General features: G+C 72.8%; 18 protein-coding genes. 5 read left to right on the top strand and 13 right to left on the bottom strand.

The window, feature by feature from the left end; genetic code table 11:
- Positions 1–40: 40 nt before the first annotated feature.
- The gene (locus F7Q99_RS09935) at positions 41–1,039 is read right to left on the bottom strand and encodes a glycosyltransferase family 2 protein (RefSeq protein ID WP_326846485.1); all 999 of its coding nucleotides are present in this window, start codon (positions 1,037–1,039) and stop codon (positions 41–43) included.
- Positions 1,040–1,177: 138 nt separating this feature from the next.
- Here F7Q99_RS09935 and F7Q99_RS09940 point away from each other — a divergent pair, with 138 nt between their 5' ends.
- Together F7Q99_RS09940 and F7Q99_RS09945 are read left to right on the top strand one after the other, a co-directional pair.
- A complete protein-coding gene (locus F7Q99_RS09940) occupies positions 1,178–4,750 on the top strand; it encodes a bifunctional glycosyltransferase/CDP-glycerol:glycerophosphate glycerophosphotransferase (RefSeq protein WP_153460931.1) in 3,573 nt (1,190 codons plus the stop codon).
- Positions 4,751–5,035: 285 nt separating this feature from the next.
- Positions 5,036–7,546, top strand: a complete 2,511-nt coding sequence (locus F7Q99_RS09945) for a CDP-glycerol glycerophosphotransferase family protein (protein WP_153460932.1) — start codon at positions 5,036–5,038, stop codon at positions 7,544–7,546.
- 1 nt (position 7,547) lies between these two features.
- Here the strand turns inward: F7Q99_RS09945 and F7Q99_RS09950 are convergent, their stop codons facing one another.
- From F7Q99_RS09950 to F7Q99_RS09975, 6 genes are all read right to left on the bottom strand, one after another.
- Positions 7,548–8,036 carry a 2'-5' RNA ligase family protein gene (locus tag F7Q99_RS09950; RefSeq protein ID WP_326846486.1) on the bottom strand — a complete coding sequence of 163 codons (489 nt, stop codon included), beginning with the start codon at positions 8,034–8,036 and terminating at the stop codon, positions 7,548–7,550.
- A 62-nt stretch (positions 8,037–8,098) separates the two neighbouring features.
- The gene (gene trpS, locus F7Q99_RS09955; RefSeq protein ID WP_153460933.1) at positions 8,099–9,139 is read right to left on the bottom strand and encodes a tryptophan--tRNA ligase; all 1,041 of its coding nucleotides are present in this window, start codon (positions 9,137–9,139) and stop codon (positions 8,099–8,101) included.
- Positions 9,140–9,169: 30 nt separating this feature from the next.
- Positions 9,170–10,495, bottom strand: coding sequence for a hemolysin family protein (locus tag F7Q99_RS43100; protein ID WP_326846487.1), 1,326 nt, complete (start codon positions 10,493–10,495; stop codon positions 9,170–9,172).
- 86 nt (positions 10,496–10,581) lie between these two features.
- Positions 10,582–11,574, bottom strand: a complete 993-nt coding sequence (locus F7Q99_RS09965) for a malate dehydrogenase (RefSeq protein WP_153460934.1) — start codon at positions 11,572–11,574, stop codon at positions 10,582–10,584.
- Between the two features lie 203 nt (positions 11,575–11,777).
- On the bottom strand, positions 11,778–12,203 hold the full coding sequence (locus F7Q99_RS09970) for a DUF3017 domain-containing protein (RefSeq protein WP_153460935.1): 426 nt from the start codon (positions 12,201–12,203) through the stop codon (positions 11,778–11,780).
- 22 nt (positions 12,204–12,225) lie between these two features.
- A complete protein-coding gene (locus F7Q99_RS09975) occupies positions 12,226–13,080 on the bottom strand; it encodes a bifunctional methylenetetrahydrofolate dehydrogenase/methenyltetrahydrofolate cyclohydrolase (RefSeq protein ID WP_153460936.1) in 855 nt (284 codons plus the stop codon).
- A 505-nt stretch (positions 13,081–13,585) separates the two neighbouring features.
- Between F7Q99_RS09975 and F7Q99_RS09980 the strand changes: the two genes are divergently transcribed.
- A complete protein-coding gene (locus tag F7Q99_RS09980; protein ID WP_153460937.1) occupies positions 13,586–14,191 on the top strand; it encodes a hypothetical protein in 606 nt (201 codons plus the stop codon).
- 97 nt (positions 14,192–14,288) lie between these two features.
- Here F7Q99_RS09980 and purH read toward each other — a convergent pair whose 3' ends face one another.
- Both purH and purN read right to left on the bottom strand, forming a co-directional pair.
- Entirely contained in the window at positions 14,289–15,866 is a 1,578-nt protein-coding gene (gene purH, locus F7Q99_RS09985; protein ID WP_153460938.1) for a bifunctional phosphoribosylaminoimidazolecarboxamide formyltransferase/IMP cyclohydrolase, read from the bottom strand.
- Positions 15,863–16,522, bottom strand: a complete 660-nt coding sequence (gene purN / locus F7Q99_RS09990; RefSeq protein WP_326846488.1) for a phosphoribosylglycinamide formyltransferase — start codon at positions 16,520–16,522, stop codon at positions 15,863–15,865. Before purN ends, purH begins: the two co-directional genes overlap by 4 nt.
- Before the next feature lie 324 nt (positions 16,523–16,846).
- On the opposite strand from purN, the gene F7Q99_RS09995 reads away from it, so the two are divergent.
- Positions 16,847–17,470: a hypothetical protein gene (locus tag F7Q99_RS09995; protein WP_153460939.1), complete on the top strand. Its 624-nt coding sequence runs from the start codon at positions 16,847–16,849 to the stop codon at positions 17,468–17,470.
- A 9-nt stretch (positions 17,471–17,479) separates the two neighbouring features.
- Here F7Q99_RS09995 and F7Q99_RS10000 read toward each other — a convergent pair whose 3' ends face one another.
- Entirely contained in the window at positions 17,480–18,865 is a 1,386-nt protein-coding gene (locus F7Q99_RS10000) for a cell division protein PerM (protein ID WP_153460940.1), read from the bottom strand.
- A 132-nt stretch (positions 18,866–18,997) separates the two neighbouring features.
- On the opposite strand from F7Q99_RS10000, the gene F7Q99_RS42510 reads away from it, so the two are divergent.
- Entirely contained in the window at positions 18,998–20,665 is a 1,668-nt protein-coding gene (locus F7Q99_RS42510; RefSeq protein ID WP_153460941.1) for a sigma factor-like helix-turn-helix DNA-binding protein, read from the top strand.
- A 130-nt stretch (positions 20,666–20,795) separates the two neighbouring features.
- Here F7Q99_RS42510 and sucD read toward each other — a convergent pair whose 3' ends face one another.
- The 3 genes from sucD to F7Q99_RS10020 all read right to left on the bottom strand — a co-directional run bounded on the left by sucD (position 20,796) and on the right by F7Q99_RS10020 (position 24,366).
- The gene (gene sucD, locus F7Q99_RS10010) at positions 20,796–21,680 is read right to left on the bottom strand and encodes a succinate--CoA ligase subunit alpha (RefSeq protein WP_153460942.1); all 885 of its coding nucleotides are present in this window, start codon (positions 21,678–21,680) and stop codon (positions 20,796–20,798) included.
- 19 nt (positions 21,681–21,699) lie between these two features.
- On the bottom strand, positions 21,700–22,872 hold the full coding sequence (sucC, locus tag F7Q99_RS10015; protein ID WP_326846489.1) for an ADP-forming succinate--CoA ligase subunit beta: 1,173 nt from the start codon (positions 22,870–22,872) through the stop codon (positions 21,700–21,702).
- Positions 22,873–23,187: 315 nt separating this feature from the next.
- Positions 23,188–24,366 (bottom strand): VWA domain-containing protein, encoded by a 1,179-nt coding sequence (locus tag F7Q99_RS10020; protein ID WP_153460943.1) that lies wholly within the window; start codon positions 24,364–24,366, stop codon positions 23,188–23,190.
- Positions 24,367–24,396 lie beyond the last annotated feature (30 nt).

Here is a 24,396-nt window from a genome sequence, read left to right on the forward strand (position 1 = left end):
CCCGTCCCCCGAACGGCTGCAAGGCTCCACGCGGTCGGGTCTACCGACGAACCAGCCGCCGGGCCCGGGCGAGGGCGCGGACGGCCTGGTAGGCGCCGTACCGGCCGTGGCTGAGCAGCTCGGTGCGCACCCCGTCCACGCCGGAGGGCGGGCGGTAGCCGGCCGGGCGCAGCCGGGCACAGTGCGCGGCGGCGCGGCGGAAGTACTCGCGGCGGTCGCGGGGCGGGACCCGGCCGGGCTTGGAAACCACGGTGTTGAGGTGGTGCAGCATCCGGCCGTAGACCACCGGGCGCCAGCGGTCGAGGTCGGGGCGGCGGTCGAGGAAGGCGAAGACCAGGTCGTACTGGGCGAAGACGTCGAAGTGCTTGCGGCTGGCGGTGGCCAGGATGTTGCCGCCCTCCTGGCGCTGGCGGTAGTGGACACCGACCCGGTCGAGCAGGGTGATGTTCGCGGCGGCGAGCAGCGCCGGGTACGTCCAGGGGGTGTCCTCGTAGTAGCCAGCCGGGAAGACCAGCCGCTGCTCGGTGACGAAGCCGCGGCGGTAGGCCTTGTTCCAGACGACCTGGAGCAGGTCGAGCAGGTCGGGGCGGGCGGCGAGGTCGAAGACGTCCGGGGAGTCGGCGCCGAAGACGTGGGCGGAGGCGGCCCGGGTGATCCGGCCGTCGACGTAGGTGCGGGCGTAGTCGTAGACCAGGATGTCCGGGTCGCCGGTGGCGGTGAGCCGGTCGTCGACGAGCTTGAGCAGGTCCGGGGTGAGCGTGTCGTCGCTGTCGAGGAAGATCACGTAGTCGCCGGTGGCGACCTCCAGGCCGGCGTTGCGGGCGCGGCCGAGGCCGACGTTCTCCGGCAGGTGCAGCACCCGGACGCGGGGGTCCGCCTCGGCGGCCTCGTCGAGCATGGCGCCGCAGCGGTCCGGGGAGCGGTCGTCCACCGCGATCAGCTCGAAGTCCGGGCCGTCCTGGCCGAGGACCGAGTCGAGGCACTCGGCGAGGTAGTCCTGGACCTGGTACACGGGGACGATCACGCTGAAGCGGGGCACGGGGCCCAGCCTAGTGGGCCCGGAGGAGCCCGAAGGCCGGGCGGTAGGATCGGGGCGCACGTACGCACCGATCCAAAGTGCGGCCAGACCCCGACCCCGGGCTGCCACGCTGATTCCCGAGAAAGGCCTGCGTAGCCGATGGCTCCCCGCCTCTCCATCGTCGTTCCGATCTACAACGTCGAGCGCTACCTCGTCGAGTGCCTCGACTCGATCGCCGCCCAGACCTTCACGGACTTCGAGTGCGTCATGGTCGACGACGGTTCGAAGGACGGCAGCGCGGCGCTCGCCGAGGCGTACGCCGCCCAGGACGCCCGGTTCCGTCTGGTCCGCCAGGTCAACAAGGGCCTGGGCGCCGCCCGCAACACCGGCATCCGGCACATCGACCCGGACTCCGAGTTCCTGTGCTTCGTCGACAGTGACGACTCGATGCCGCCGAGCGCGTACGAGCTGATGATCAACACGCTCGACGAGACCGGCTCGGACTTCTGCACCGGCAACGTGCTGCGCTTCCGCGCGGTGGGCTACTACCAGTCCGGCGGGCACGTGAAGCCGTTCAAGGAGACCAGGCTCAAGACCCACATCACCGAGATCCCCGCGCTGGTCACCGACCGCACGGCCTGGAACAAGGTCTACCGCCGCTCCTTCTTCGACGCGGCCGGCATCCTCTACCCCGAGGGCATCCTGTACGAGGACGCGCCGGTCAGCGTGCCGCACCACTACCTCGCCAAGAGCGTGGACGTGCTCTCCGAGCCGATCTACCACTGGCGCGAGCGCGAGGTCGGCGAGATGTCGATCACGCAGATGCGCACCAACCCGAAGGGCCTGATCGACCGCGTCGCCTCGGTCGAGCTGGTCCGCGGCTGGCTGAAGAAGCAGACCGAGCCGCGCTTCGCCCAGTACCTGCGCTCCTACGACGAGAACACCCTCGTCGAGGAGATCCCGATGTTCTTCTGGTCCGTCGTGGACGGCGACAAGGAGTACCGGGACGCCTACCTCCAGCACGTCAGCCGGCTGCTGCGGGCGATCGGCCCCGAGCAGGTCCGCAAGCTGCGCGCGCCGCTGCGGCTGAAGTACCACCTGACCCTCCAGGGCCGCATCGACGAGTTCGTCGAGCAGATCAAGTACGAGGGCGAGAGCAACGGCGGCGTCCAGGCCCGAGGCCTGCTGCGCCCGTACGCCGACTACCCGTTCCTGCGCGGCGGGCGCAAGAGCGTCCCGTCCGGAGTGCTCAAGCTGGACAACTCGCTGGTCATGCGCAGCCGCCTGTACGAGACGGCCTGGGTGGGCGGCAAGCTCCAGCTGACCGGACACGCGTACCCGGAGCAGCTGGGTGCGGCGGGCAAGCACGACATGGTCCGCACGCTGGTGCTGCGCGAGACCAAGGGCCGCCGGGTCATCGCCGTGCCCATGAAGACCATGTACAGCCCCGAGGCCACCGCCAGCTGCAACCACGACCTGTACAGCTGCGACTGGTCCGGCTTCACCGTCGCCGTCGACCCCGCGAAGCTCAAGCAGCGCGGCCAGTGGAAGGACGGCAACTGGCGCGTCCTGGTGGCCGGCGCGGGCAAGGGCGGCGTGTACAAGGGCCGGGTCTCGGCCGGCTGGAGCGACACCGCGCAGTACATCCCGGCGCACTGGGTCGAGCCGGACGTGCGGATCGTCCCCTGGGTCCGGGACAACTTCGTCTACCTGCGGGTGGAGACGGTCCGGGCCCGGGTGACCGGTCTGGCCGCGCACGGCGGCCGGGTGGAGGTCTCGGGCGCGGCCCGCTCCGGCGCGAGCTTCGCCAGGGCCCGCCTGCGGCTGACCCACGTCGAGTCCGACCGCGAGCTGCTCTACCCGGTGGAGCTGGGCGCGCCGGTCGGCACGCTGCAGCCGTTCAGCGTCTCCTTCCCGGCCGCGGAGCTGACCGCCGTCCGCGAGGCCTGGGCCGAGCTCGACCCGGTCGCCGCCGAGCGCGCCCGCGACCGCTGGGACACCGCGCTGGTGCTCGCCGACGGCAGCACCGTGCCGGTGGTCTGGGACGACCGCAACGCCCCCGAGCAGCTGCACGTCGCGCTGGACGGGGACGCCCCGGCCGACCGCCGCCGCGCGCTCTACTCCAAGCCCTCCCCCGGCGGCTACCTGCAGTTCTCCGACCAGCTGCTCCAGCCGGTGGTGGACGAGGTCGCCTCCCGCGGCACCGACGGCTTCCTGCTCAGCGGCTCCTTCCCGCTGGCCGGCGCCCACCGCTGGGAGCTCGTCGTCCGGCACCACTGGCGCGAGGAGGAGCACGTCTACCCGGTGGAGATCGCCGACGGCCGTTTCCGGACCGCGCTGCCGGCCGTGCCCACGGCCTCCTTCGCCGGGCGGGTGCCGCTCGCCCAGGGCACCTGGAACGTCTTCTTCCGCCCGGTCGGCACCCCGGCCGACGCGGTCACGACCTCGTACGCGCTGATCTCGCCGGACTGCTTCGGCGCGCTGCCGCTGGAGGTGGAGGCCCGCGGGAAGCGGATAGCGCTGGAGCGCCGCCACCACGACGGCCTGTCGCTGGAGTCGCACTCGGCCCTGCTGCCCGAGGAGCGCAGCGGCTACCGCCAGCGCCAGCTGCGGACCGTCGACTACCCGGCCGCCCGCCGGAACCCGGTGCGCGACACCGTGCTGTACAACGTCGGCCTCGGCGGCCTGTACGCGGACTCGCCGCGGGCGATCCACGAGGAGCTGGTCCGCCGCGGCCTGCCGCTGGAGCACCTGTGGGGCAGCGACGACCTGCAGGCCGACCTGCCGCAGACCGCGCAGGCGGTCCGGCTGTGGAGCCCGGAGTGGTTCGACGCGCTGGCGACCGCCAAGTACATCGTCACCAGCACCCACCTGCCCGACTTCTTCGTCCGCCGCCCCGGCCAGGTGGTCCTCCAGACCTGGCTCGGCACCCCGCTGAAGCAGGTCGGCCTCGACTTCGAGAAGGTCTGGTTCACCGACTCCAACTACCTGAAGGGCCTCGCCAAGGAGGTCCCGAACTGGAACCTGCTGGTCGCCGGCAACAGCTGGTCGGCCCCGGTGCTGAAGCGCGCCTTCGACTACAAGGGCGAGATCCTGGAGAGCGGTTCGCCCCGCAACGACCTGCTGTTCGCCACCGACCGGGAGAAGACCGCCGAGCAGGTCCGCGAACGGCTCGGCCTGCCCGAGGGCAAGAAGGTCGTGCTCTACGCACCCACCTGGCGCGAGGACCGGCGCCGCCCCAACGGCGGCTACCAGATCGACCTGCGGCTCGACCTGGAGGCGGCCCAGGCCGCGCTCGGCGACGACCAGGTGCTGCTGGTGCGCCGGCACAGCATGATGTGCGGTCAGATCCCGGGCGCCGGCAACGGCTACATCTGGGACGTCGGCAGCTACCCCGACATGGCGGAGCTGCTGCTGGTCGCCGACGTGCTGGTCACCGACTACTCGGCGACGGTCTTCGACTTCGCCGCGACCGGCAAGCCGATCCTGTTCTTCACCTACGACCTGGAGCACTACCGGGACAACCTGCGCGGTTTCAGCCTGAACTTCGAGTCCGAGGTGCCCGGCCCGCTGCTGGCCACCTCCGCCGAGCTGGTTTCCGCGCTGGGCCGGGTGGACGAGATCGCGGCCGAGTACGCCGACAAGGCCGCCGCGTTCCGTGAGGCGTACTGCGACCTGGACGACGGCAAGGCCGCCGCCCGCGTCGTGGACGCCATGCTCCGCAAGGAATAGCGGCCGCGAACGGACCGAGGCGCCCGACACGAATCCGCGTCGGGCGCCTCGGTCATTCCTGGGAGTCCCCTCGGAGGAAGTTTTCCGCGATCTTCCTGCCCTTTACGCCCATATTGCACTCGAACTCATGTTTCGTCATCGAATTTCTTAGGAAATTCTCCGAATCGTACAGTTGACCGCGGGTGGCCTCCCGGTATGGGATGTCAATTCGGTCTGCCGACCCGTCGGCGGCCTCCCCGGCTCGCCGCCACGGCCGGGATCCCGTCCCCGAAGGGCTCCACCCCCATGCCAGTGCTCACACGGATCGTCCTGCCGCACGCCGACCCCCGTGTGACCACCCAGCTGCCCACCGCGAGCGAGGACGCCGCCTTCGGCCTGCTGCGCGCCCGCTGGACCGGCCGCGGCCTCGAACTCACCGGCTTCGCCCGCCCGCACGGCCTCGACACCGGCCGCCCCGGCTCCGCCTGGACCTGGCTGACCCTGCGCCACCCCGACGAGACGCAGCCGCCCGTCCACCTGCGCTCCAGACCCCGGCGCCTGCCCGAGGTCACCGACGACAGCGCCCAGCCCGAGTTCAACCACGACTGGTCCGGCTTCACCGCCCTGATCGAGCCCGGCCGGCTGCGCCGCGGCACCGAGTGGCTGCTCGGCGACTGGCTGATCGAGACCACCCTCTTCACCCGCCCCCGCCCCACCAGGCTGCGCCGCCAGTACGGCACGCTCGCCCCGTTCTGGTGCGGCTCCGGCGAGTACCCGCCGGCCCGCTGGGTCGACCGCGACGTCCGTCTCCAGCCGCACTTCGCCGACGGCCGGCTGCGCCTGCTGCTGGAGCGCCCCGGCGTCCGGCTCACCCACGCCGCCCCCGCCGCCGACGGCCTCGACCTGCGCGGCACCGCCGACGGCTGCCCCGCCGGCACCGTGCTGCGGCTGCGCCACCGGCAGAGCGACGCCGTCGTCGAGCGGCCCGTCGCCCGCACCGGCAACACCTTCGCCGTCCACCTGCCGTACCGGCCGTTCACCGCCGAGGGGCGCGGCACCGACCCGCTGGAGCACTGGGACGCCGAACTGCTGCGCCCCGACGGCGGCACCGAACAGCTCGTCCTGGACGAGCGCGGCGGCCCGGTGGCAGCGCAGCACCGGCTGCCCGGCACCGCGGACCGGGTGCTCTACCTCAAGCACCTCGCCGACGGCCGGCTCCAGCTCTGCGTCCAGCCCGCGGCCGGCCTGGTCGACCGGATCGCCGTCCGGCCCGGCGGCTTCGAGCTCGCCGGGCACTGCCCGGACCCGGCCGCCGACCGGCTGGAGCTGGTGCTGCGGCACACCGGCACGGCCGGCGAGGTCCGCCGCCCGGTCGAGGCCGACGCCGACGGCCGGTTCCGGGTGCGGGTGCCCGCCACCCGCACCGGCTCGGACGGCACCGCGCTGCCGCTGCGCAAGGGCATCTGGGAGGCCGCGCTGCAACCGGCCGACCGTTCCGGCCCGGCCCGGCCACTGCTCGCCGCCCCCGCCGTGCTGCCCGCACTGCCGGCCGCCACCGAGGCCGGCGGCAAGCGGATCCTGCTCCAGCGCCGCTGGCACGACACCCTGCTGGTCGACTCCACGCCGGTGCTCTCCGCCACCGAGCGCAGCGCCTGGACCCAGGCCCGCCAGCGCACCGACGCCTACCCGGCCACCCGCCACGAGCCGCTGCGCGAGGCCGTGCTGTACGACGTGTTCGGCGGCCGCGGCTACGCCGACTCCCCGCGCGCGGTGCACGCCGAACTCGTCCGCCGCGGCCTGCCGCTGGAGCACCTCTGGGTGGTCGACGACGCCCAGGCCGAACTACCGCCCGGGGTCACCGCGGTACGGATCTGGAGCCCCGAGTGGTACCGGGCGCTGGCCACCTGCCGCTACCTGGTGGGCAACACCCACTTCCCGGACTTCCTGGAGCGCCGCCCCGGCCAGGTGGTCGTGCAGACCTGGCACGGCTCGCTGCTGAAGCGGATCGCCCACGACGTCGACAACCCCTGGCTGGCCGACCACGGCTACCTGGAGGCGCTCGACCGGGAGACCCCGAACTGGAGCCTGCTGGTCTCCCCCAGCCCGTTCGCCACCCCGATCCTGCGCCGGGCGTTCCGCTACGCCGGCGAGATCCTGGAGACCGGCTACCCGCGCAACGACCTGCTGGCCCGGCCCGACGAGCGCACCGCCGCGGCCGTCCGCCGCCGGCTCGGCATACCCGACGGCAAGCGGATCGTGCTGTACGCGCCGACCTGGCGGGAGGACCAGCAGCGCGGCGACGGCGACGGCTTCCGGCTCGACCTGCGCATCGACCTCGACCACGCCCGCCGCACCCTCGGCCGGGACCACGTGCTGCTGATCCGCCCGCACGCGCACGTCCGCGAGCCGCTCGCGGGCGCCGGGGACGGCTTCCTGTACGACTGCGCGGACTACCCCGACGTGCAGGAGCTGCTGCTGGTCGCGGACGTGCTGGTGACCGACTACTCGTCGATCATGTTCGACTTCGCGATCACCGGCCGCCCGGTGTACTTCTTCACCTACGACCTGGAGCACTACCGCGACACCCTGCGCGGCTTCTACTTCGACTTCGAGCCGGAGGCCCCCGGGCCGCTCGTCCCTTCCTCGGCCGGGCTGCTCGGCGCCCTGCGCGAACTCGCCGACGACGGCGCCGCGCTGCCCGCCGGGTACGCGGAGCGCTACCGCCGCTTCCAGGCCGCCCACTGCGGGCTGGACGACGGCGGAGCGTCCCGCCGGGTGGTCGACCGGATGCTCGAACTCGGGCGCCTGAACGGCTAGTTCAGGAGAACCGGTAGCTCCGCCAGGGCCGCCACACCTCATCGGCGTCGAACCGGGAGAGACCGAAGCCCGGCACCTCGAACGACGCCCGGAAGTCGCGCGCCTGCTCGTACGCCTGGTCCAGCACGTCGTCCGGCAGGCCGTGCGCCACCGTCACGTGCGGGTGGTACGGGAAGGCCAGCTCACGGGCCAGCGGGCCGGAGCGGATGTCCGCCTCCAGCAGCCGGCACTCCTGGGCACCCTCCTCGACCCGGACGAAGACCACCGGGGAGACCGGCCGGAAGGTGCCGCTGCCGCACAGCAGCATCCGGAACGGCCGGTGCGCGGCCGCCACCTCCGCCAGGTGCTCCTCGATCTTCGGCAGCGCCTCGGCCGGCACCTCGGTGGGCGGCAGCAGCGTGACGTGCGTCGGTATCGACCGGGCCTGCGGATCGCCGTGCCCGGCGCGGGCGTTCTGGATCGCCGCGCCGTACGGATCCGGAACGCTCACGGACACACCGATGGTGACGAGCTCCGGGAGCTCGCCACCATCGGGCAGGTTGGTGAACGGAGTCACCGCTTGGCGGCCGGGAGGAAGCCGATCCGGTCGTACACCGTCTCCAGCGTCTGCGACGCCACCTCGCGGGCCTTCTCGGCACCGATCGCCAGCACCCGGTCCAGCTCGGCCGGGTCGTCCAGGTAGGTGCGGGTGCGCTCCTGGAAGGGGGTGACCCACTCGGTGAACAGCTCGGCCAGCTCGGTCTTCAGGGCGCCGTACATCCTGCCCTCGAAGTGGGCGACCAGCTGGTCGATCGACTGGCCGCTGAGCGCGGAGTGGATGCGCAGCAGGTTGGAGACGCCGGCCTTCTCCTCCTCGTCGTAGGAGACGACGGTGCCGGTGTCGGTGACGGCGCTCTTGAACTTCTTGGCGCTGGCCTTCGGGTCGTCCAGCAGGTTCACCAGGCCCTTGGCCGAGGACGCCGACTTGCTCATCTTGACGGCCGGGTCCTGGAGGTCCTGGATCTTCGCCGTCTCCTTGAGGATGTACGGCTTCGGCACGGTGAAGGTCGGGCGGTAGCGGGTGTTGAAGCGCTCCGCGATGTCGCGGGTGATCTCCACGTGCTGGCGCTGGTCCTCGCCGACCGGGACGGCGTCCGCCTGGTAGAGCAGGATGTCCGCGATCTGGAGGATCGGGTAGGTGAACAGGCCGACCGTGGTGCTCTCGGCGCCGTAGCGGCCGGACTTGTCCTTGAACTGGGTCATCCGGGAGGCCTCGCCGAAGCCGGTGAGGCAGTTCATCACCCAGGCGAGCTGCGCGTGTTCGGGCACGTGCGACTGGACGAAGAGCGTGCAGTGGTCCGGGTCCAGGCCGGCGCCGAGCAGCTGGGCAGCGGAGATGCGGGTGTTCTCGCGCAGCTCCTTCGGGTCCTGCGGCACGGTGATCGCGTGCAGGTCGACCACCATGTAGAAGGCGTCGTTGTCCTTCTGCAGGTCGACCCACTGGCGCACCGCGCCCAGGTAGTTGCCGAGGTGGAACGAGCCGGAGGTGGGCTGGATCCCGGAGAGCACCCGGGGACGATCCTTGACCGGACCGGTGACCGCTGCGTTGACCATGCGGGCCATTGTTCCAGTTCCACCGGTCGGTCAGGAAACCTCCGCCCCCGGAGGTTCCGACAGTGTGACGGCACTCACCCTGACGCGGGCGATCCGCCGGCCCTCCAGCTTGGCCACCGCCAGCAGCACCCCGGCGCCGCCATCGACCGGGACGCGCACCTGGTCGCCGTCCCTGGGCAGCCGGCCGAGCGAGGCGACCAGGCAGCCGGCCACCGTCTCGTACGGGCCCTCGGGCAGGGTGACGCCGGTCTCCTGCGTGAAGTCGCGGAGGTTGAGCAGGCCGTCCAGCTCCATTCCGCCGCCGGCCAGCCGGCGGGTGGTGGCGGTCTCCGGGTGGTCGTACTCGTCCCGGATCTCGCCGATGACCTCCTCGACCAGGTCCTCCAGGGTGACGATGCCGGCGGTGCCGCCGTACTCGTCCACCACGATGGCCAGATGGTGGCCCTCGCGCCGCATCTCGCCCATCGCCTCCAGCACCAGCTTGGTGCCGGGCAGCAGCTTGACCGGGCGGGCCAGGTCGCGGACCTTGACGGCCTGCTCGCCGCGCGCGCCGTACAGGTCGCGGACGTGGACGAAGCCGACCACCGCGTCGGCGCTGCCCTCGACCACGGGGTAGCGCGAGTGCGGCGAGGTGTCGGCCTGGTGGCGGACGGCGGCCAGCGGGCGTTCGGCGTCCAGGAAGGTCACCTCGGTGCGCGGGACCATCACCTCGCGCAGCTGCCGCTCCCCGGCGGAGAACACGTCGGCGATCAACGCCCGTTCGTCGCTGCCGAGTTCGGTGTTGGCGGCGACCAGGCCGCGGAGCTCCTCGGAGCTCATCGAGCCGCGGCCGGCCGCCGGATCGCCGCCGAGCAGCCGGACCATCAGGTTGGTGGAGTGCCCGAGCAGCCAGATCACCGGGCGCAGCACCACCGACATCACGTCCACCACCGGCGCGGCCGTCACCGCGATGGACTCGGCGCGCTGGAGGCCGATCCGCTTGGGGGTGAGCTCGCCGAGCACCAGCGAGACGTAGCTGATCACCAGGGTGAGGCCGACCAGGGCGATCGCGTCGGCGACGCCCTCGGCGAGCCCGGCCTTCACGAACAGCGGGGCGACCTTGCCGGCCAGGGTGTCCGCGCCGAACGCGGCGGACAGGAAGCCCATGCAGGTCACGCCGACCTGGACGGCGGCGAGGAAGCGGTTGGGGTCGGCGGCCAGGTGCGCGGCCCGGGCCGACCGCCGGGTGCCGCGCGCCTCCAGCGTCCGGATCTGGCCCTCGCGCAGCGAGATCAGCGAGATCTCGGCGACGTTGAACAGCCCGCCCAGCAGGATGAAGACGAGGACGAGCGCGGCGTCCCCGAGGGTTTCGTTCACAGCGGGTCAGTGTAGGGCGACGGCCCGCCGCTTCCCCGGGAGGGAGGCGGCGGGCCGTCGGCGTGCCGTCGAGGCGCTCAAGTGGCTCAGATGAGGCCGAGCTCCTGGACCGCGTCGCGCTCCTCGGTCAGCTCCTTGACCGAGGCGTCGATGCGGGCGCGCGAGAAGTCGGAGATCTCCAGGCCCTGGACGATCTCGAACTTGCCGTCCTTGGTGGTGACCGGGAAGGAGGAGATCAGGCCGGCCGGGACGCCGTAGGAGCCGTCGGAGACGACACCCATGGAGGTCCAGTCGCCCTCGGCGGTGCCGTTGACCCAGGTGTACACGTGGTCGATGGCGGCGTTGGCGGCCGAGGCGGCCGAGGAGGCGCCGCGGGCCTCGATGATGGCGGCGCCGCGCTTGGCGACGGTCGGGATGAAGTCGTTCTCCAGCCAGGCCTGGTCGCTGCCGACGGCCTCGAAGGCCGGCTTGCCGGCGATCTCGGCGTGGAAGACGTCCGGGTACTGGGTGGCGGAGTGGTTGCCCCAGATGGTGACGCGCTTGATGTCGGAGACCAGGGCGCCGGTCTTCGAGGCCAGCTGGCCGACCGCGCGGTTGTGGTCCAGACGGGTCATCGCGGTGAAGCGCTCGGCCGGGACGTCCGGGGCGTTGCGCTGGGCGATCAGGGCGTTGGTGTTGGCCGGGTTGCCGACCACCAGGACCTTGATGTCGTCCGCGGCGTGGTCGTTGATGGCCTTGCCCTGCGGGCCGAAGATGCCGCCGTTGGCCTGCAGCAGGTCGCCGCGCTCCATGCCCGCGGTGCGCGGACGGGCGCCGACCAGCAGGGCGACGTTGGTGCCGTCGAAGGCCTCGTTCGGGTTGTCGGTGATCTTGATGTCGCGCAGCAGCGGGAAGGCGCAGTCGACGAGCTCCATGGCGGTGCCCTCGGCGGCCTTGAGGCCCTGCGGGATCTCCAGGAGGCGCAGGTTCACCGGCACGTCGGCACCGAGCAGGTGGCCCGAGGCGATGCGGAAGAGCAGCGCGTAGCCGATCTGGCCGGCCGCTCCGGTGATGGTGACGTTGACGGGGGTGCGAGTCATTTCTACCTTCTCCAGCAAATCGCCAGGTGCCCCAGGCACACCGGCGCACTGGAGCCGAGGATGGTCTCTCGACGTCGAGAGACCTGCGTCAGGTTATCGCAAAGGGAAGCCTACGCCGCGTGTGCGGGCTGGCTGATACGTCACAACGCACCGCGGCCCCCACCCGGGTTTCCGGGCGGGGGCCGCAGGGTAGTCGGCGCCGGTCAGTGCTTGGGACGGCCGATCAGCTGGCCGATGTTGTCGAGCAGCGGGAACTCCAGCCACGGATTCGGCTGCGCCACCAGGGTCAGCAGCACGATCGACGAGCCGAGGAAGGCCAGCACGATCACGTCGGTGAAGCGGCTGCGCACCGCCAGCATCCCCACCTCGGGCAGCAGCAGCCGCAGCACCGCGCCGAGCAGCACGCCGGCGCCGAGGATCAGCAGCCCGTACTTGAAGCCGTCCTTGAAGTCGGCGAACCAGGTGACCGCCAGCCCGGCGCCGACCACCAGCAGGACCAGCGTTATCGGCCACTGCCGGACCGGCAGGGCGTGGTCGCGCCCCAGGGCCGCGGCCGAGCCCTCGGGCGGCAGCGTGCCGGTGGTCCCGACCGGCCTGCGCCGGGACTGCTCCGGTCGCGGTTCAGTCATGCTCGCCGTCCCTCGTGTGGTGTCAGACGCCGGCGCGGCGCTCGGCCGCCTCGACGATGTTGTTGAGCAGCATCGCGCGGGTCATCGGGCCCACGCCGCCCGGGTTCGGGGAGATCCAGCCGGCGACCTCGGCCACGCCCGGGTGCACGTCGCCGACGATCTTGCCCTCGCTGCGGCTGACGCCCACGTCCAGTACCGCCGCACCCGGCTTGACGTCCTCCGGCTTGACCAGGTGCGGCACGCCCGCGGCGGCCACGACGATGTCGGCCTTGCGCAGGTGGTACGCCAGGTCCCGGGTGCCGGTGTGGCACAGGGTCACGGTGGCGTTCTCGCTGCGGCGGGTCAGCAGCAGGCCGATCGAGCGGCCGACGGTGATGCCGCGGCCGATCACGACCACCTCGGCGCCGTCGATCTCGACGTCGTGCCGGCGCAGCAGCTCGACGATGCCGAGCGGGGTGCAGGGCAGCGGGCCCTCGATGCCCAGGGCGAGCCGGCCGAGCGAGGTCGGGTGCAGGCCGTCCGCGTCCTTGTCCGGGTCCATCAGCTCCAGGACCGGGTTCTGGTCCAGGCCCTTGGGCAGCGGCAGCTGGACGATGTAGCCGGTGCAGGCCGGGTCGGCGTTCAGCTCGCGGACGACGTTCTCGACGTCCTCCTGGCTGGCGGTCGCCGGCAGTTCGCGCTGGATCGAGGCGATGCCGACCTCGGCGCAGTCCTTGTGCTTCCCGTTGACGTACCACCGGCTGCCCGGGTCGTCGCCGACCAGGACGGTGCCGAGGCCGGGCGTGACGCCCCTGGCCTTGAGGGCCGCCACGCGGGCGGCGAGTTCGGACTTGATCGCGGCGGCGGTGGCCTTGCCATCGAGAATCTGGGCAGTCATGACCCCATTCTCCCGGATCGCGGCAAGCAGCCGTACCGGGGCCTGCCGAACGGCCGGACGGGCACGGAAGGTCCGTGCCGCGTTGCGGTTGCGCCACAGTCTCGGCCCCGGCGCCGAGGCGGCTGGACACGGCGCTGTCGTCCGGTCGACGATGAGCGGGCATACCCTGCCGCGACCGGCCCGGTGACGGGCCGACGGACACCACGGCGGGGCGTACCCGGGGGAAGAGCCAGTGAGCCGACCAGATGAGACCGCGCCGCCCGACCGCATCCGCGGCGCGGCGCCCGTTGCGCAGCCGTCGATGATTCCGGTCGTGTCGACGACTCCGCTCGCTCCGCACCGTTCCTGAGCCGCCGACCCCGAGCGTCGCGGCCCCGCGGCCCTGCGGCCGCATGTCAGCGCGCTCGGCAGCGTCCCGTCCGTCCGGTGTCCCGACCCGCCGGCCGGATCCGGGGCCTCCGCCGCCGTCCCGTCCCCACGTCCCCGTATCTGCCCGGAGGCATCGATGAGTTACCCGCCCGACCCGAACAACCCGTACGGCCAGCCGCCGCAGCCCGGGTACGGCTACCCGCAGCAGGCCCCGCCGGCCGCCGGATACGGCTACCCGCAGGCGGCCCCGGTGTACGGGTACGCGCCGGCCGTGCCGCAGACCATGCCGGGCCTGGTGGTCACCACCCGGGTGCTGCTGTTCATCATCGGCGCGGTGCAGATCATCGGCGCGGGCGTGATCCTGATCGCGTCCGCGGTGACGAAGACGGTCACCAAGCAGGCCCACGACAGCTACGAGAGCGACCCGTTCGGCGGGTTCGGCAACGCGGCGACCAGCGTGCTGGTGGTCGTCGGCATCGTGGCCCTGCTCTTCGCGGTGTTCTCCATCACGCTCGGCGTGAAGTTCGGCCAGGGCGGTCCTGCCGTTCGCATCACCGCCCTGGTGTACGGCTCGCTGGGCGCGCTGTGGGGCCTGTTGATGTTCCTCGGCTCGTTCGCCAACAACGTGAACCCGGCGCCCGGCCTCGTCTTCGCGCTGATGTGGCTGGCGGTCTCGATCGTCATGATCGTCGGGATGTCCACCAGGGACGGCGTCGCCTGGTTCGCCCGGCCGCGCTACTGAGAGACCTGGTACGGCAGAGCGGCCCGGCCCCCTTCCCGGAGGGGGCCGGGCCGCTCTGTCATGCCGTCACCCGATCAGTGCGTCCCGCGATCGGCGATCAGTGGAAGAAGTGCCGGGCGCCGGTGAAGTACATCGTCACGCCGGCCTCGGCGGCGGCCGCGATGACCTCCTCGTCCCGGATCGAACCGCCCGGCTGGACGATCGCCCTGACGCCCGCGGCGATCAGGATCCCCGGGCCGTCCGGGAACGGGAAGAAGGCGTCCGAGGCCGCGTAGGAGCCCTTGGCCCTCTCGCCGGCCCGCTCGACCGCGAGCTTGCAGGAGTCGACCCGGTTGACCTGGCCCATGCCGACGCCGACCGAGGCACCGTCCTTGGCCAGCAGGATCGCGTTGGACTTGACGGCCCGGCAGGCCCGCCAGGCGAACGCCAGCTCGGCCAGCTCCGCCTCGGAAAGCGCCTCACCGGTCGCGAGCGTCCAGGTCGAAGGGTCGTCGCCGTCGGCGTGCACCCGGTCGGTGTCCTGGAGCAGCACGCCGCCGGAGATCGGGCGCACCTCCTGGCGGTTGGCCGGCGCCTCGGGGGCGAGCAGCACCCGCAGGTTCTTCTTGCGGGCCAGCACCTCGACCGCGCCGTCCTCGTAGCCGGGGGCCACGACGACCTCGGTGAAGATCGGGGCGATCTGCTCGGCCAGCTCGACGGTGACCGGGCGGTTGACCGCGATCACGCCGCCGTACGCGGAGACCGGGTCGCACTCGTGCGCCTTGCGGTGCGCCTCGGCGACGTCGGCGCCGATCGCGATGCCGCACGGGTTGGCGTGCTTGATGATCGCTACGGCCGGCTCGGCGTGGTCGTACGCGGCGCGGCGGGCGGCGTCGGTGTCGACGTAGTTGTTGTACGACATCTCCTTGCCGTGCAGCTGCTGCGCACCGGCCAGGCCGCCGCTGCCGTCGCTGTACAGCGCGGCGCCCTGGTGCGGGTTCTCCCCGTAGCGCAGCACGTTCTGCCGCTCCCAGGTGGCGCCCAGGAACTCCGGGAACCGATCGTCGCTCGGCGCGTAGCCGGCCTCGAACCAGGAGGCGACCGCCACGTCGTAGGCGGCGGTGTGGGCGAACGCGGCACCGGCCAGGCGCTTGCGGGTGGCCAGGTCGAAGCCGCCCTCCTGGACGGCCTTCAGCACGTCCCCGTAGCGGGCCGGGTCGACCACGACGGCCACCGACGGGTGGTTCTTGGCGGCCGCGCGGACCATGCTCGGGCCGCCGATGTCGATCTGCTCGACGCACTCGTCCGGGGTGGCGCCGGAGGCGACGGTGGCCTTGAACGGGTAGAGGTTCACCACGACCAGGTCGAAGGGCTCGACGCCCAGCTCGGCCAGCTGCGCGCGGTGCGACTCCAGCCGCAGGTCGGCGAGCACACCGGCGTGCACGCGGGGGTGCAGCGTCTTCACGCGCCCGTCCAGGCACTCCGGGAAGCCGGTCAGCTCGGAGACCTCGGTCACCGGGACACCCGCGGCGGCGATCCGGCCGGCGGTGGAGCCGGTGGAGACGATGGCGACCCCGGCGGCGTGCAGGCCCTGGGCCAGCTCCTCCAGACCGGTCTTGTCGTACACGCTGATCAGTGCGCGACGGATCGGACGGACGTTCTCCGAAACGGGGGGCGTGGTGGAGCTGGCACTCATGCCGGAATCCATACCTTTCGGTCCTCGATGCGGTGACCCTCGCGGGCCAGTCGGCCCACGACGTCGACGAGCAGCTTGCGCTCGACTGTCTTGATGCGCTCGTGCAGCGCTTCGCCGCCATCGGCGTGATCGGCGTCGGCGACCTCGACGACGCCCTGCGCGATGATCGGCCCGGTGTCCACCCCGGCGTCGACCAGGTGGACGGTGCAGCCGGTGACCTTCACCCCGTACGCGAGCGCGTCGGTGACGCCGTGGGCGCCGGGGAAGGACGGCAGCAGTGCGGGATGGGTGTTGACGATCCGTCCCCCGAAGGCCGCGATGAACTCGGGGCCGAGGATCTTCATGAAGCCTGCCGTGACCACCAGGTCCGGCTCGTGGCCGGCGACGGACGCGGTCAGGGCGCGGTCCCAGTCGGCCCGGTCCGGGTAGTCCTTCACCCGGTGGACGAAGGTCGGCAGTCCCGCCTTCTCGGCCCGCTCCAGACCGGCGATGCCCTCCCGGTCCGCGCCCACGGCGATGATCTCGGCCCCGTAGGCCGGGTCGGCGACGGCGTCGATCAGCGCCTGCAGATTGGTACCCGAGCCGGAGACCAGCACCACCAGGCGGGCCGGTCCGGGCGTACGGGGCGGGAAGAGCTGAGCGGGGGCGGCGGCCACTGCGCGATTCTCCGTAGGTCGGGCGCCGCCCGCTGGTACGTCCACCGGCGGTGGGGCCACTACGAACGGCAGGTCGAGCGAGGCGGAACACCAGGAGAACCCGCCGCGACGCGGGCACCCGGGAACCGATGTGAGCTGCTGACCGTCACCACGATAACGGCTGGTCGGACGGCCTCCGAACCCTCCAGGCGGCGCTACGCGCGTAGTTGAGACGGGGATCTCCTCGGGCCGTCCTCGCGGGCCGCCGGGGGCGCGCGAGGACGGCTGCGGGATCATAGGGGGCGCGGGCGACCGCCCCACCGACCGAGAAGGAATGGCTGAACCATGAGCAGCGGTGACAACACCGGCGAGCGCAACCCCTTCGCGCCGCCGCCGGCGGATGCCCCGGAACAGCCGTGGCAGCCCCGCACCCCCGCCCCCCACCCCGGCGAAGGCGCGGACCACCCCGACGGCGACGGCGCCGGCGAGCACCCCCAGGGGCAGCCGCACCCGTGGGGCCCCGGCCACGACGGCCGGCAGCCCCACCCGCCGGCCCCGCAGCCGCCCCGGCTCGACCCCACCGACCCGGTCCAGCGCAAGGCCCGCAACGCCGCGTTCGCGGGGCTGTTCGCGCTGGTCAGCATGCTCGCCGGCTTCCCCCTCGTCGCACTGTTCGTCGGCGCGCTCGGCATCCTGTGGGGCATCACCGCGATGCGCGCACCCAAGCCGTCCGCCAGCGGCCCGGTGGGCTTCGTCCCCGCCGCGTCGAGCCCGATCACCCCGGCCGCGCTCTCCGGGGTGCTCACCGGCGCGATGACCGTCATGCTCGCGTCCTCGGTGATCGGCTTCGGGCTCTACTACCAGGACTACGTCACCTGCGTCCGGGACTCCCTGACCTCGGTCGGCGCCGACAACTGCAGCCGGCTGGCGCCCCCGTGGTACGTCGACCTGGTCGGGAACGACGACTAGGAACGACAACTAGTCGGCCGGTTCGTGCGCCTGGGCGCGCCCGCCCAGGCGCGCCACCAGCGCGTGCACGCGGGCGCGCAGCAGCCACCCGAGCCGGCGCACGGCGCCGGACAGTGCGCCGAAGGCCGCCGCACCCGGACGACCCGGACTGAGCACCCGGTACCGCACCAGCAGCGCACCCGGCACCACCACCGCGACGAACCAGCCCGCCGCGGCCAGGCCCGTCCACCACGGCACCGGCCCCAGCCGGGCCATCCGGCCACCCGCCAGCGCGCCACCGGACAGCCACGCCAGCAAGGCCGCCCCCGCACCCGCCAGCAACGCCGCCGCCACGACCGCCAGCGCCGTCGCCGCCGGATGCCACGGGTCCTCCCCCGCGTCCTCCCCCGCGTCCTTCGCCGTGTCCTTCGCCGCCGCACGGCCCAACAGGACCGCCGGGACCACACCCGCCAGGACGGGCAGCAGCATCGCCGCCAGACGCCAGCCGCCCGGGCCCGACTCCGGCAGCAGCGCGAACAGCGGGAACTCGGGCACCGGGCCGAGCACCGTGCCACCCGGCGCCACCACCGTCCCCGTCCCCACCGCGAACCCCGGCCCCAGCGCGTACGCCGCACCCCACACCACGGCGTTCGGCACCAGCACCACCGCCAGCAGCACCAGTCCCACGACCGCCGTCGGCCCCCGCCCCAGCACCGCCATCCCCCGGCCGCCCCCGGCCACCGCGTCCGACACCGCCGCGACCGCCACCAGCACCCCGCCCCCCGCCACCAGCCCCGCCCCCGACGCCAGCGCCGACCGGCGGACCGCCCCCGCACAGCCCGTCGGACGGGCCCACCCCGGCAGTCGCTCCCACACCGGCCACGCGGCCCCAGCCCGGGGCTCGTCCGCCGAACGCGCGCCCGCGCCCGTCGCGAAGCCGGCGAGCAGCGCCACCACGAGGACGTCCGGCAGCACTCGCGTCCGGAACAACCCCGCACCCGCGCAGTGCACCGCCACTGCGACCGCCACCCCGCAGTAGCCCGCCCACACCGCCAGCGGGCCGCCCCACCGCGACCGCAGGCCGCGCCGCGCCGTCACCCGGGCACCCACCCGGAACAGCTGCACCACCGCCAGCACCCCCAGCAGCAGCGGAGTCATCGTCAGCGGTGCCTCCGCGTCCCCACGCAGCACCGGCGCACCGTGTCCCACCAGCCACAATGCCCCCGCCAGCCGGGTGGCGGGGGCCGCACTGTCGTCCGCGTACGGTGTCACCACCCACAGCCCGAGCACCGGCACCGCGACCACCGCCAGGCCGACCAGCGCCGTCCGCACCCCGGTCAGCAGGTCGGACAGAACGGGGCGACCGCCCAGTTCGCCGGACACCTCCAGGATCGGACGGCCCATCAGCTGCGTCATGCGCCTCATCGTGCCAAGGCGACTCGCCATGCTCCGTGAAGCGGCAAACCGCCGCCGTGTCCCAGATTATGGGCTTATGCGCATTTTCAGACTTTGCCCCCAAGCCGCCGGTGCCCCGGCCCGGAGCGTCTGATGACCACGCCGCCCGCCCGCACCGGCCAGGACGCGGCCGACCTCCTCCGGAAACTGACGCCCCGTGAGGCCCAGGCCCTCGCCCACCTCGTCGCCGGCCACGACCTCCCCCGGACGGCCACCGCCCTCGGCATCACCCCGGCCACCGCCCGCAACCACCTCCACCGCGCCATGCGCAAACTCGGCGCCGCAACGCCGGCCGACGCCGTGGCCCTCGCCGCGCATCTCCGCCTCCCGTCGGCGGACACCGGCGAGCGCACCGAGCGCAGCGGCCAGGACCGGGCGCGCGCCCGTCGAACCGCTGCACCCGGCGGAACCCGCACCGGACGAGGCGGCAGGACCACGCCCGCCGACACCGGCCCCGCCGACGGCGAGCTCCCGTCTACCCCGCCCGGCCCATCCGACGCGGCGACTCCGAACGGCCCTGCGACTTCGAACGGCCCTGCCGAGGAGCCCGGCGGAAGCACACCCGCCGATTCACCCCGCACCGACGGCGAGCGCCCGACGGTCAAGCCCGCCACGACCCCCGCCGCCCGACGAAGCGACCAGCGGACAGCGCAGCCGCCGACCGGAAGCCAGGGCGAGGCGGCCGAGCGGCGTGGCGGGCCCGCCGATGGGCGTCGGGCAGCCGGCCGTGCCGGGGAACGGGGTGCGGGTGGGTGGAGCTTCGAGGAGGTGTACGAGGGGGCGCATGCGCGGTTGGTGCAGCAGGTGTTCCTGCTGACGGCGTGCCGCCATCGGGCGCTGCACTGCGTGCGGCGGGCGTTCGGGGAGGCGCGGCGGGCATGGGGCAAGGCGGTCGGGGCGGGGGACCCGGAGGGGTGGGTGCGGGTGCGGGCCTGTGAGCTGGCGTTGTCGCCGTGGCATCGGGGTGGGCCGCGCCGGGCGCATCTGTGGCGGCTGCCGCACCGGCGGATCAGGGTGCGGCCGGCGGACGAGTCGCAGGCGGTGCTGCCGGATCACGACCGGCTGACGGATCGGGACCGGGCGCTGCTCAAGGCGCTCAGGCGGTTGTCCCGGCCGCAGCGCCGGACGCTGGTGCTGCATGACGGGCTGGGGCTGCCGGCCGCCGCCGTGGCGGTGGAGGTGGAGTCGACGCTGGCCGCCGCGGAGGGCCGGGTGTGGGCGGCGCGGGCGGCGTTGGCGCAGTGGGTGCCGGAGCTGGTGGGGCCGGATCCGGCGGAGCCGGGGTTCGCCGACCGGTTGACCGTGCTGCTGCACCAAGCGGCCGTACGGGGATGTCCGCAGCCGCGTCGGCCGGCGGTGCCGTTGTTGCGGGCCCGGCACGGATTGCTGAGTGCGGCGCGGACGGGAGCGGCGGCGCTGTTGACGGTGGCGGTGGGCGGGGCGGCGGCGGTGACGCTGGCGGGTGGGCGGCCGGCGGCGCTGTTCCGGCCGGCGGATCCGCCGACGCCGTCGGTCTGTGTCCCGTTGGCGGATGCGGACGGGCCGCGGGTGCCCGTGGTGCCGGGTGGGCCGCCGAGCGGGGTCAGCAGTCTGTGGTGCAGTCCGACGCCGGGGGTGGAGGCGGTGGTGGTGGATCCGCCGCCGCGGGCGGTCGGGCTGTGGGAGCTGCCGGTGGCCCGGCGAGGGGCGGAGGCCCCGCCACCGGAGGGGCCTCCGGCGTGTGCCCGCTGGGAGCTGCCGCCCTGCGATCCCGTCCGGTGAGGAACCGCGCGCGGTGAGAGACCGAAGTGCTGAGAAGCCGCAGTGCTGAGAAGCCGCGAGCGGTGGGAAACCGCGAGTGCCCCCGCCCGGCGGACCGGACAGGGGCACTCGGCGTTGCGGCTGGCTGACGTCAGCCGGCGATGATCTCGCGCGCCAGGCGGGCGGTCTCGGACGGCGTCTTGCCGACCTTGACACCGGCGGCCTCGAGGGCCTCCTTCTTGGCCTGGGCGGTGCCCGAGGAGCCGGAGACGATGGCGCCGGCGTGGCCCATGGTCTTGCCCTCCGGGGCGGTGAAGCCCGCGACGTAGCCGACGACCGGCTTGGTCACGTTCTCCTTGATGTACGCCGCGGCACGCTCCTCGGCGTCGCCACCGATCTCACCGATCATGACGATGATCTCGGTCTCCGGGTCCTCCTGGAAGGCCTTGAGGGCGTCGATGTGGGTGGTGCCGATGACCGGGTCACCGCCGATGCCCACGGCCGAGGAGAAGCCGATGTCGCGCAGCTCGTACATGAGCTGGTAGGTCAGGGTGCCGGACTTCGAGACCAGACCGATCTTGCCGGAGCTGGTGATGTCGGCCGGGATGATGCCGGCGTTCGACTGTCCGGGGCTGATCAGGCCGGGGCAGTTCGGGCCGATGATCCGGGTCTTGTTGCCCTTCGAGCCCGCGTACGCCCAGAAGGCGGCGGTGTCGTGCACCGGGACGCCCTCGGTGATGACGACGGCCAGGCCGATCTCGGCGTCGATGGCCTCGACGACGGCGGCCTTGGTGAACGCCGGCGGGACGAAGACGACGGTGACGTCCGCACCGGTCTTCTCCATCGCCTCGGCGACGGAGCCGAAGACCGGGATCTCGGTGCCGTCGACGTCGACCGTGGTACCGGCCTTGCGCGGGTTGACACCGCCGACGATCTGGGTGCCGGAGGCGAGCATGCGGCGGGTGTGCTTCATGCCCTCGGAGCCGGTCATGCCCTGGACGATGACCTTGCTGTCCTTGGTAAGGAAGATAGCCATGGTGTGAAAGTCCCCTTCCTTACTTGTTGGCCAGCTCGGCGGCGCGGTCTGCGGCGCCGTCCATGGTGTCCACCTGCTGGACCAGCGGGTGGTTGGCGTCGGTCAGGATCTTGCGACCCAGCTCGGCGTTGTTGCCGTCCAGACGGACGACCAGAGGCTTGGTGACCTCCTCGCCCTTCTCCTCGAGGAGGGCCAGGGCCTGCACGATGCCGTTGGCGACCGCGTCACAGGCGGTGATGCCACCGAAGACGTTGACGAAGACCGACTTGACGTCGGGGTCGCCCAGGATGATCTCCAGGCCGTTCGCCATGACCTCGGCGGAGGCGCCGCCACCGATGTCGAGGAAGTTGGCGGGCTTGACGCCGCCGTGGTTCTCACCGGCGTAGGCGACCACGTCGAGGGTGCTCATGACGAGGCCCGCGCCGTTGCCGATGATGCCGACCTGGCCCTCGAGCTTGACGTAGTTCAGGCCCTTGGCCTTGGCGGCGGCCTCCAGCGGGTTGGCCGCGGCCTTGTCCTCCAGCGCCTCGTGCTCGGCCTGGCGGAAGTCGGCGTTCGCGTCCAGCGAGACCTTGCCGTCGATCGCGATGAGCTTGCCGTCACCGGACTTGACCAGCGGGTTGACCTCGACCAGGAGGGCGTCCTCCTTGATGAAGACGGTCCACAGGGTCTTCAGGACCTCGACGGCCTGGTCGGCGATCTCGGCCGGGAACTTCGCGGCGGCGACGATCTCGCGGGCCTTCTCGTCGGTCACGCCCTCGTTGGCGTCGACCGGGATCTTCGCGAGGGCCTCGGGCTTGGTGGCCGCGACCTCCTCGATGTCCATGCCGCCCTCGACGCTGGCCATGGCCAGGAAGGTGCGGTTGGCGCGGTCCAGCAGGTAGGAGACGTAGTACTCCTCCTTGATGTCCGCGGTCTGGGCCAGCATCACCTTGTGGACGGTGTGGCCCTTGATGTCCATGCCGAGGATCTGCTCGGCCTTGGCGACGGCGTCCGCCGGGTCGGTGGCGAGCTTGACGCCACCGGCCTTGCCTCGGCCACCGACCTTCACCTGAGCCTTGATGACGGCGCGGCCACCGAAGCGCTCCGCGATGGCGGCAGCGTCTGCGGCGGTCTCGATGACAGCCCCGTCAAGCACGGGCACGCCGTGCTTGGCGAAGAGGTCCCTCGCCTGGTACTCGAACAGGTCCACGTGTTTGTCCTTGTTCGTGGTCGCGGATTGTGTCTCTACGAGCGTGCCACGGCAGGATCTTCGCTGCGGGTCGTCGGGGCGGTGCGGGTACGCAGAGGTACGGCCTTGCGGCCCACACAGCCACGGGCGCACACGTCAATCAACACGCGCGTCACGTCCGTCTGGCAGGTTATCCCCGTGGGACGGGACTCTTTCGCCCGGGACCGGCCCGTCTTTGGTGAGAACCGTCACAGAACAGCCTAGAACCGCGTGGCGCACACCCGGACCACCGGTCGGTGGGTTTCGCACGTCCGGGTGAATCCGTCGCGTCCCTGGTCAGGCCCCCTGGTCGGCCCCCTTGATCAGGTGCCGGGGGATCGGCCGCTTCTCGATCGCCGCCGCCATGATCTCGGGGAAGGCGTCCGGGGTGCAGGCGAAGGCCGGCGCGCCGAGGGCGGCCAGGGCGGCGGCGTGGGCGTGGTCGTAGGCGGGCGCGCCCTCGTCGGAGAGGGCGAGCAGGGCGACGAACTGGACGCCGGCCGCCTTCATCGCGGCGACCCGCCGGAGCATCTCGTCCCGGATACCGCCCTCGTAGAGGTCGCTGATCAGCACCACGACGGTCTCGGCGGGGCGGGTGATCCTGGACTGGCAGTAGGCGAGGGCGCGGTTGATGTCGGTGCCGCCGCCGAGCCGGGTGGCGAAGAGGACGTCGACCGGGTCGGTGAGCTGCTCGGTGAGGTCGACCACCGAGGTGTCGAAGACGACGAGCCTGGTGTCCAGCGTCCGCATCGAGGCGAGCACCGCGCCGAAGACCGCCGAGTGGACCACGGACGGCGCCATCGAGCCGGACTGGTCGACGCAGAGGATGACGTCCTTCCTGACCGCGCGCCGGGCGCGGGCGTGGCCGACCAGCCGTTCGGGGACGACGGAGCCGTGCTCTGGCAGGTAGTTCCGGAGGTTGGCCCGCAGGGTGCGGTCCCAGTCGATGTCGCGGTGGCGCGGGCGGTTCACCCTGGCGCTGCGGTCGAGGGCGCCGCCCAGGGTGGCCCTGGTCCGGTCGGCGAGCCGGCGCTCCAGGTCGGCGACGACGCGGCCGACGACGGCACGGGCGGTCTCCCGGGTGGTCTCGGGCAGCGCGTGCCTGAGCGAGAGCAGGGTGCCGACGAGGTGGACGTCCGGTTCGACGGCGGCGAGCATCTCGGGTTCCAGCAGCAGGCGGTCCAGGCCGAGCCGGGTGATCGCGTCCTGCTGCATGACCTGCACGACGGTGGACGGGAAGTAGCTGCGGATGTCACCGAGCCAGCGCGCCACCTGCGGGGCCGAGCCGCCGAGGCCGGCGCCGCGCCGGCCGCCTCGGGCGGACCGGCCGGTCTCCTCGGGGGCTCCGCGGTAGAGCGCGGCGAGGGCGCCGTCCATCGCGGCGTCGCGGCCGCGCAGGGTGCGGCCGGTACCGTCGGCCTCGCCGCCGAGCACCAGGCGCCACCGGCGGAGGCGTTCGTCGGTCGTGGTCGTCATGGGGTCCTCCTTCACGGGTGGCAACGTCAC

Origin of the sequence: Streptomyces kaniharaensis (genome assembly GCF_009569385.1) — a bacterium.
In the GTDB taxonomy this organism is placed as follows: domain Bacteria; phylum Actinomycetota; class Actinomycetes; order Streptomycetales; family Streptomycetaceae; genus Kitasatospora; species Kitasatospora kaniharaensis.

Bases quoted from the DNA above. Each gene is read 5' to 3' on its own strand.
- F7Q99_RS09940 (WP_153460931.1), top strand. From the start codon at position 1,178: ATGGCTCCCCGCCTCTCCATCGTCGTTCCGATCTACAACGTCGAGCGC.
- F7Q99_RS09945 (WP_153460932.1), top strand. From the start codon at position 5,036: ATGCCAGTGCTCACACGGATCGTCCTGCCGCACGCCGACCCCCGTGTG.
- trpS (WP_153460933.1), bottom strand. From the start codon at position 9,139: ATGGTCAACGCAGCGGTCACCGGTCCGGTCAAGGATCGTCCCCGGGTG.
- F7Q99_RS09965 (WP_153460934.1), bottom strand. From the start codon at position 11,574: ATGACTCGCACCCCCGTCAACGTCACCATCACCGGAGCGGCCGGCCAG.
- F7Q99_RS09970 (WP_153460935.1), bottom strand. From the start codon at position 12,203: ATGACTGAACCGCGACCGGAGCAGTCCCGGCGCAGGCCGGTCGGGACC.
- F7Q99_RS09975 (WP_153460936.1), bottom strand. From the start codon at position 13,080: ATGACTGCCCAGATTCTCGATGGCAAGGCCACCGCCGCCGCGATCAAG.
- F7Q99_RS09980 (WP_153460937.1), top strand. From the start codon at position 13,586: ATGAGTTACCCGCCCGACCCGAACAACCCGTACGGCCAGCCGCCGCAG.
- purH (WP_153460938.1), bottom strand. From the start codon at position 15,866: ATGAGTGCCAGCTCCACCACGCCCCCCGTTTCGGAGAACGTCCGTCCG.
- F7Q99_RS09995 (WP_153460939.1), top strand. From the start codon at position 16,847: ATGAGCAGCGGTGACAACACCGGCGAGCGCAACCCCTTCGCGCCGCCG.
- F7Q99_RS10000 (WP_153460940.1), bottom strand. From the start codon at position 18,865: ATGACGCAGCTGATGGGCCGTCCGATCCTGGAGGTGTCCGGCGAACTG.
- F7Q99_RS42510 (WP_153460941.1), top strand. From the start codon at position 18,998: ATGACCACGCCGCCCGCCCGCACCGGCCAGGACGCGGCCGACCTCCTC.
- sucD (WP_153460942.1), bottom strand. From the start codon at position 21,680: ATGGCTATCTTCCTTACCAAGGACAGCAAGGTCATCGTCCAGGGCATG.
- F7Q99_RS10020 (WP_153460943.1), bottom strand. From the start codon at position 24,366: ATGACGACCACGACCGACGAACGCCTCCGCCGGTGGCGCCTGGTGCTC.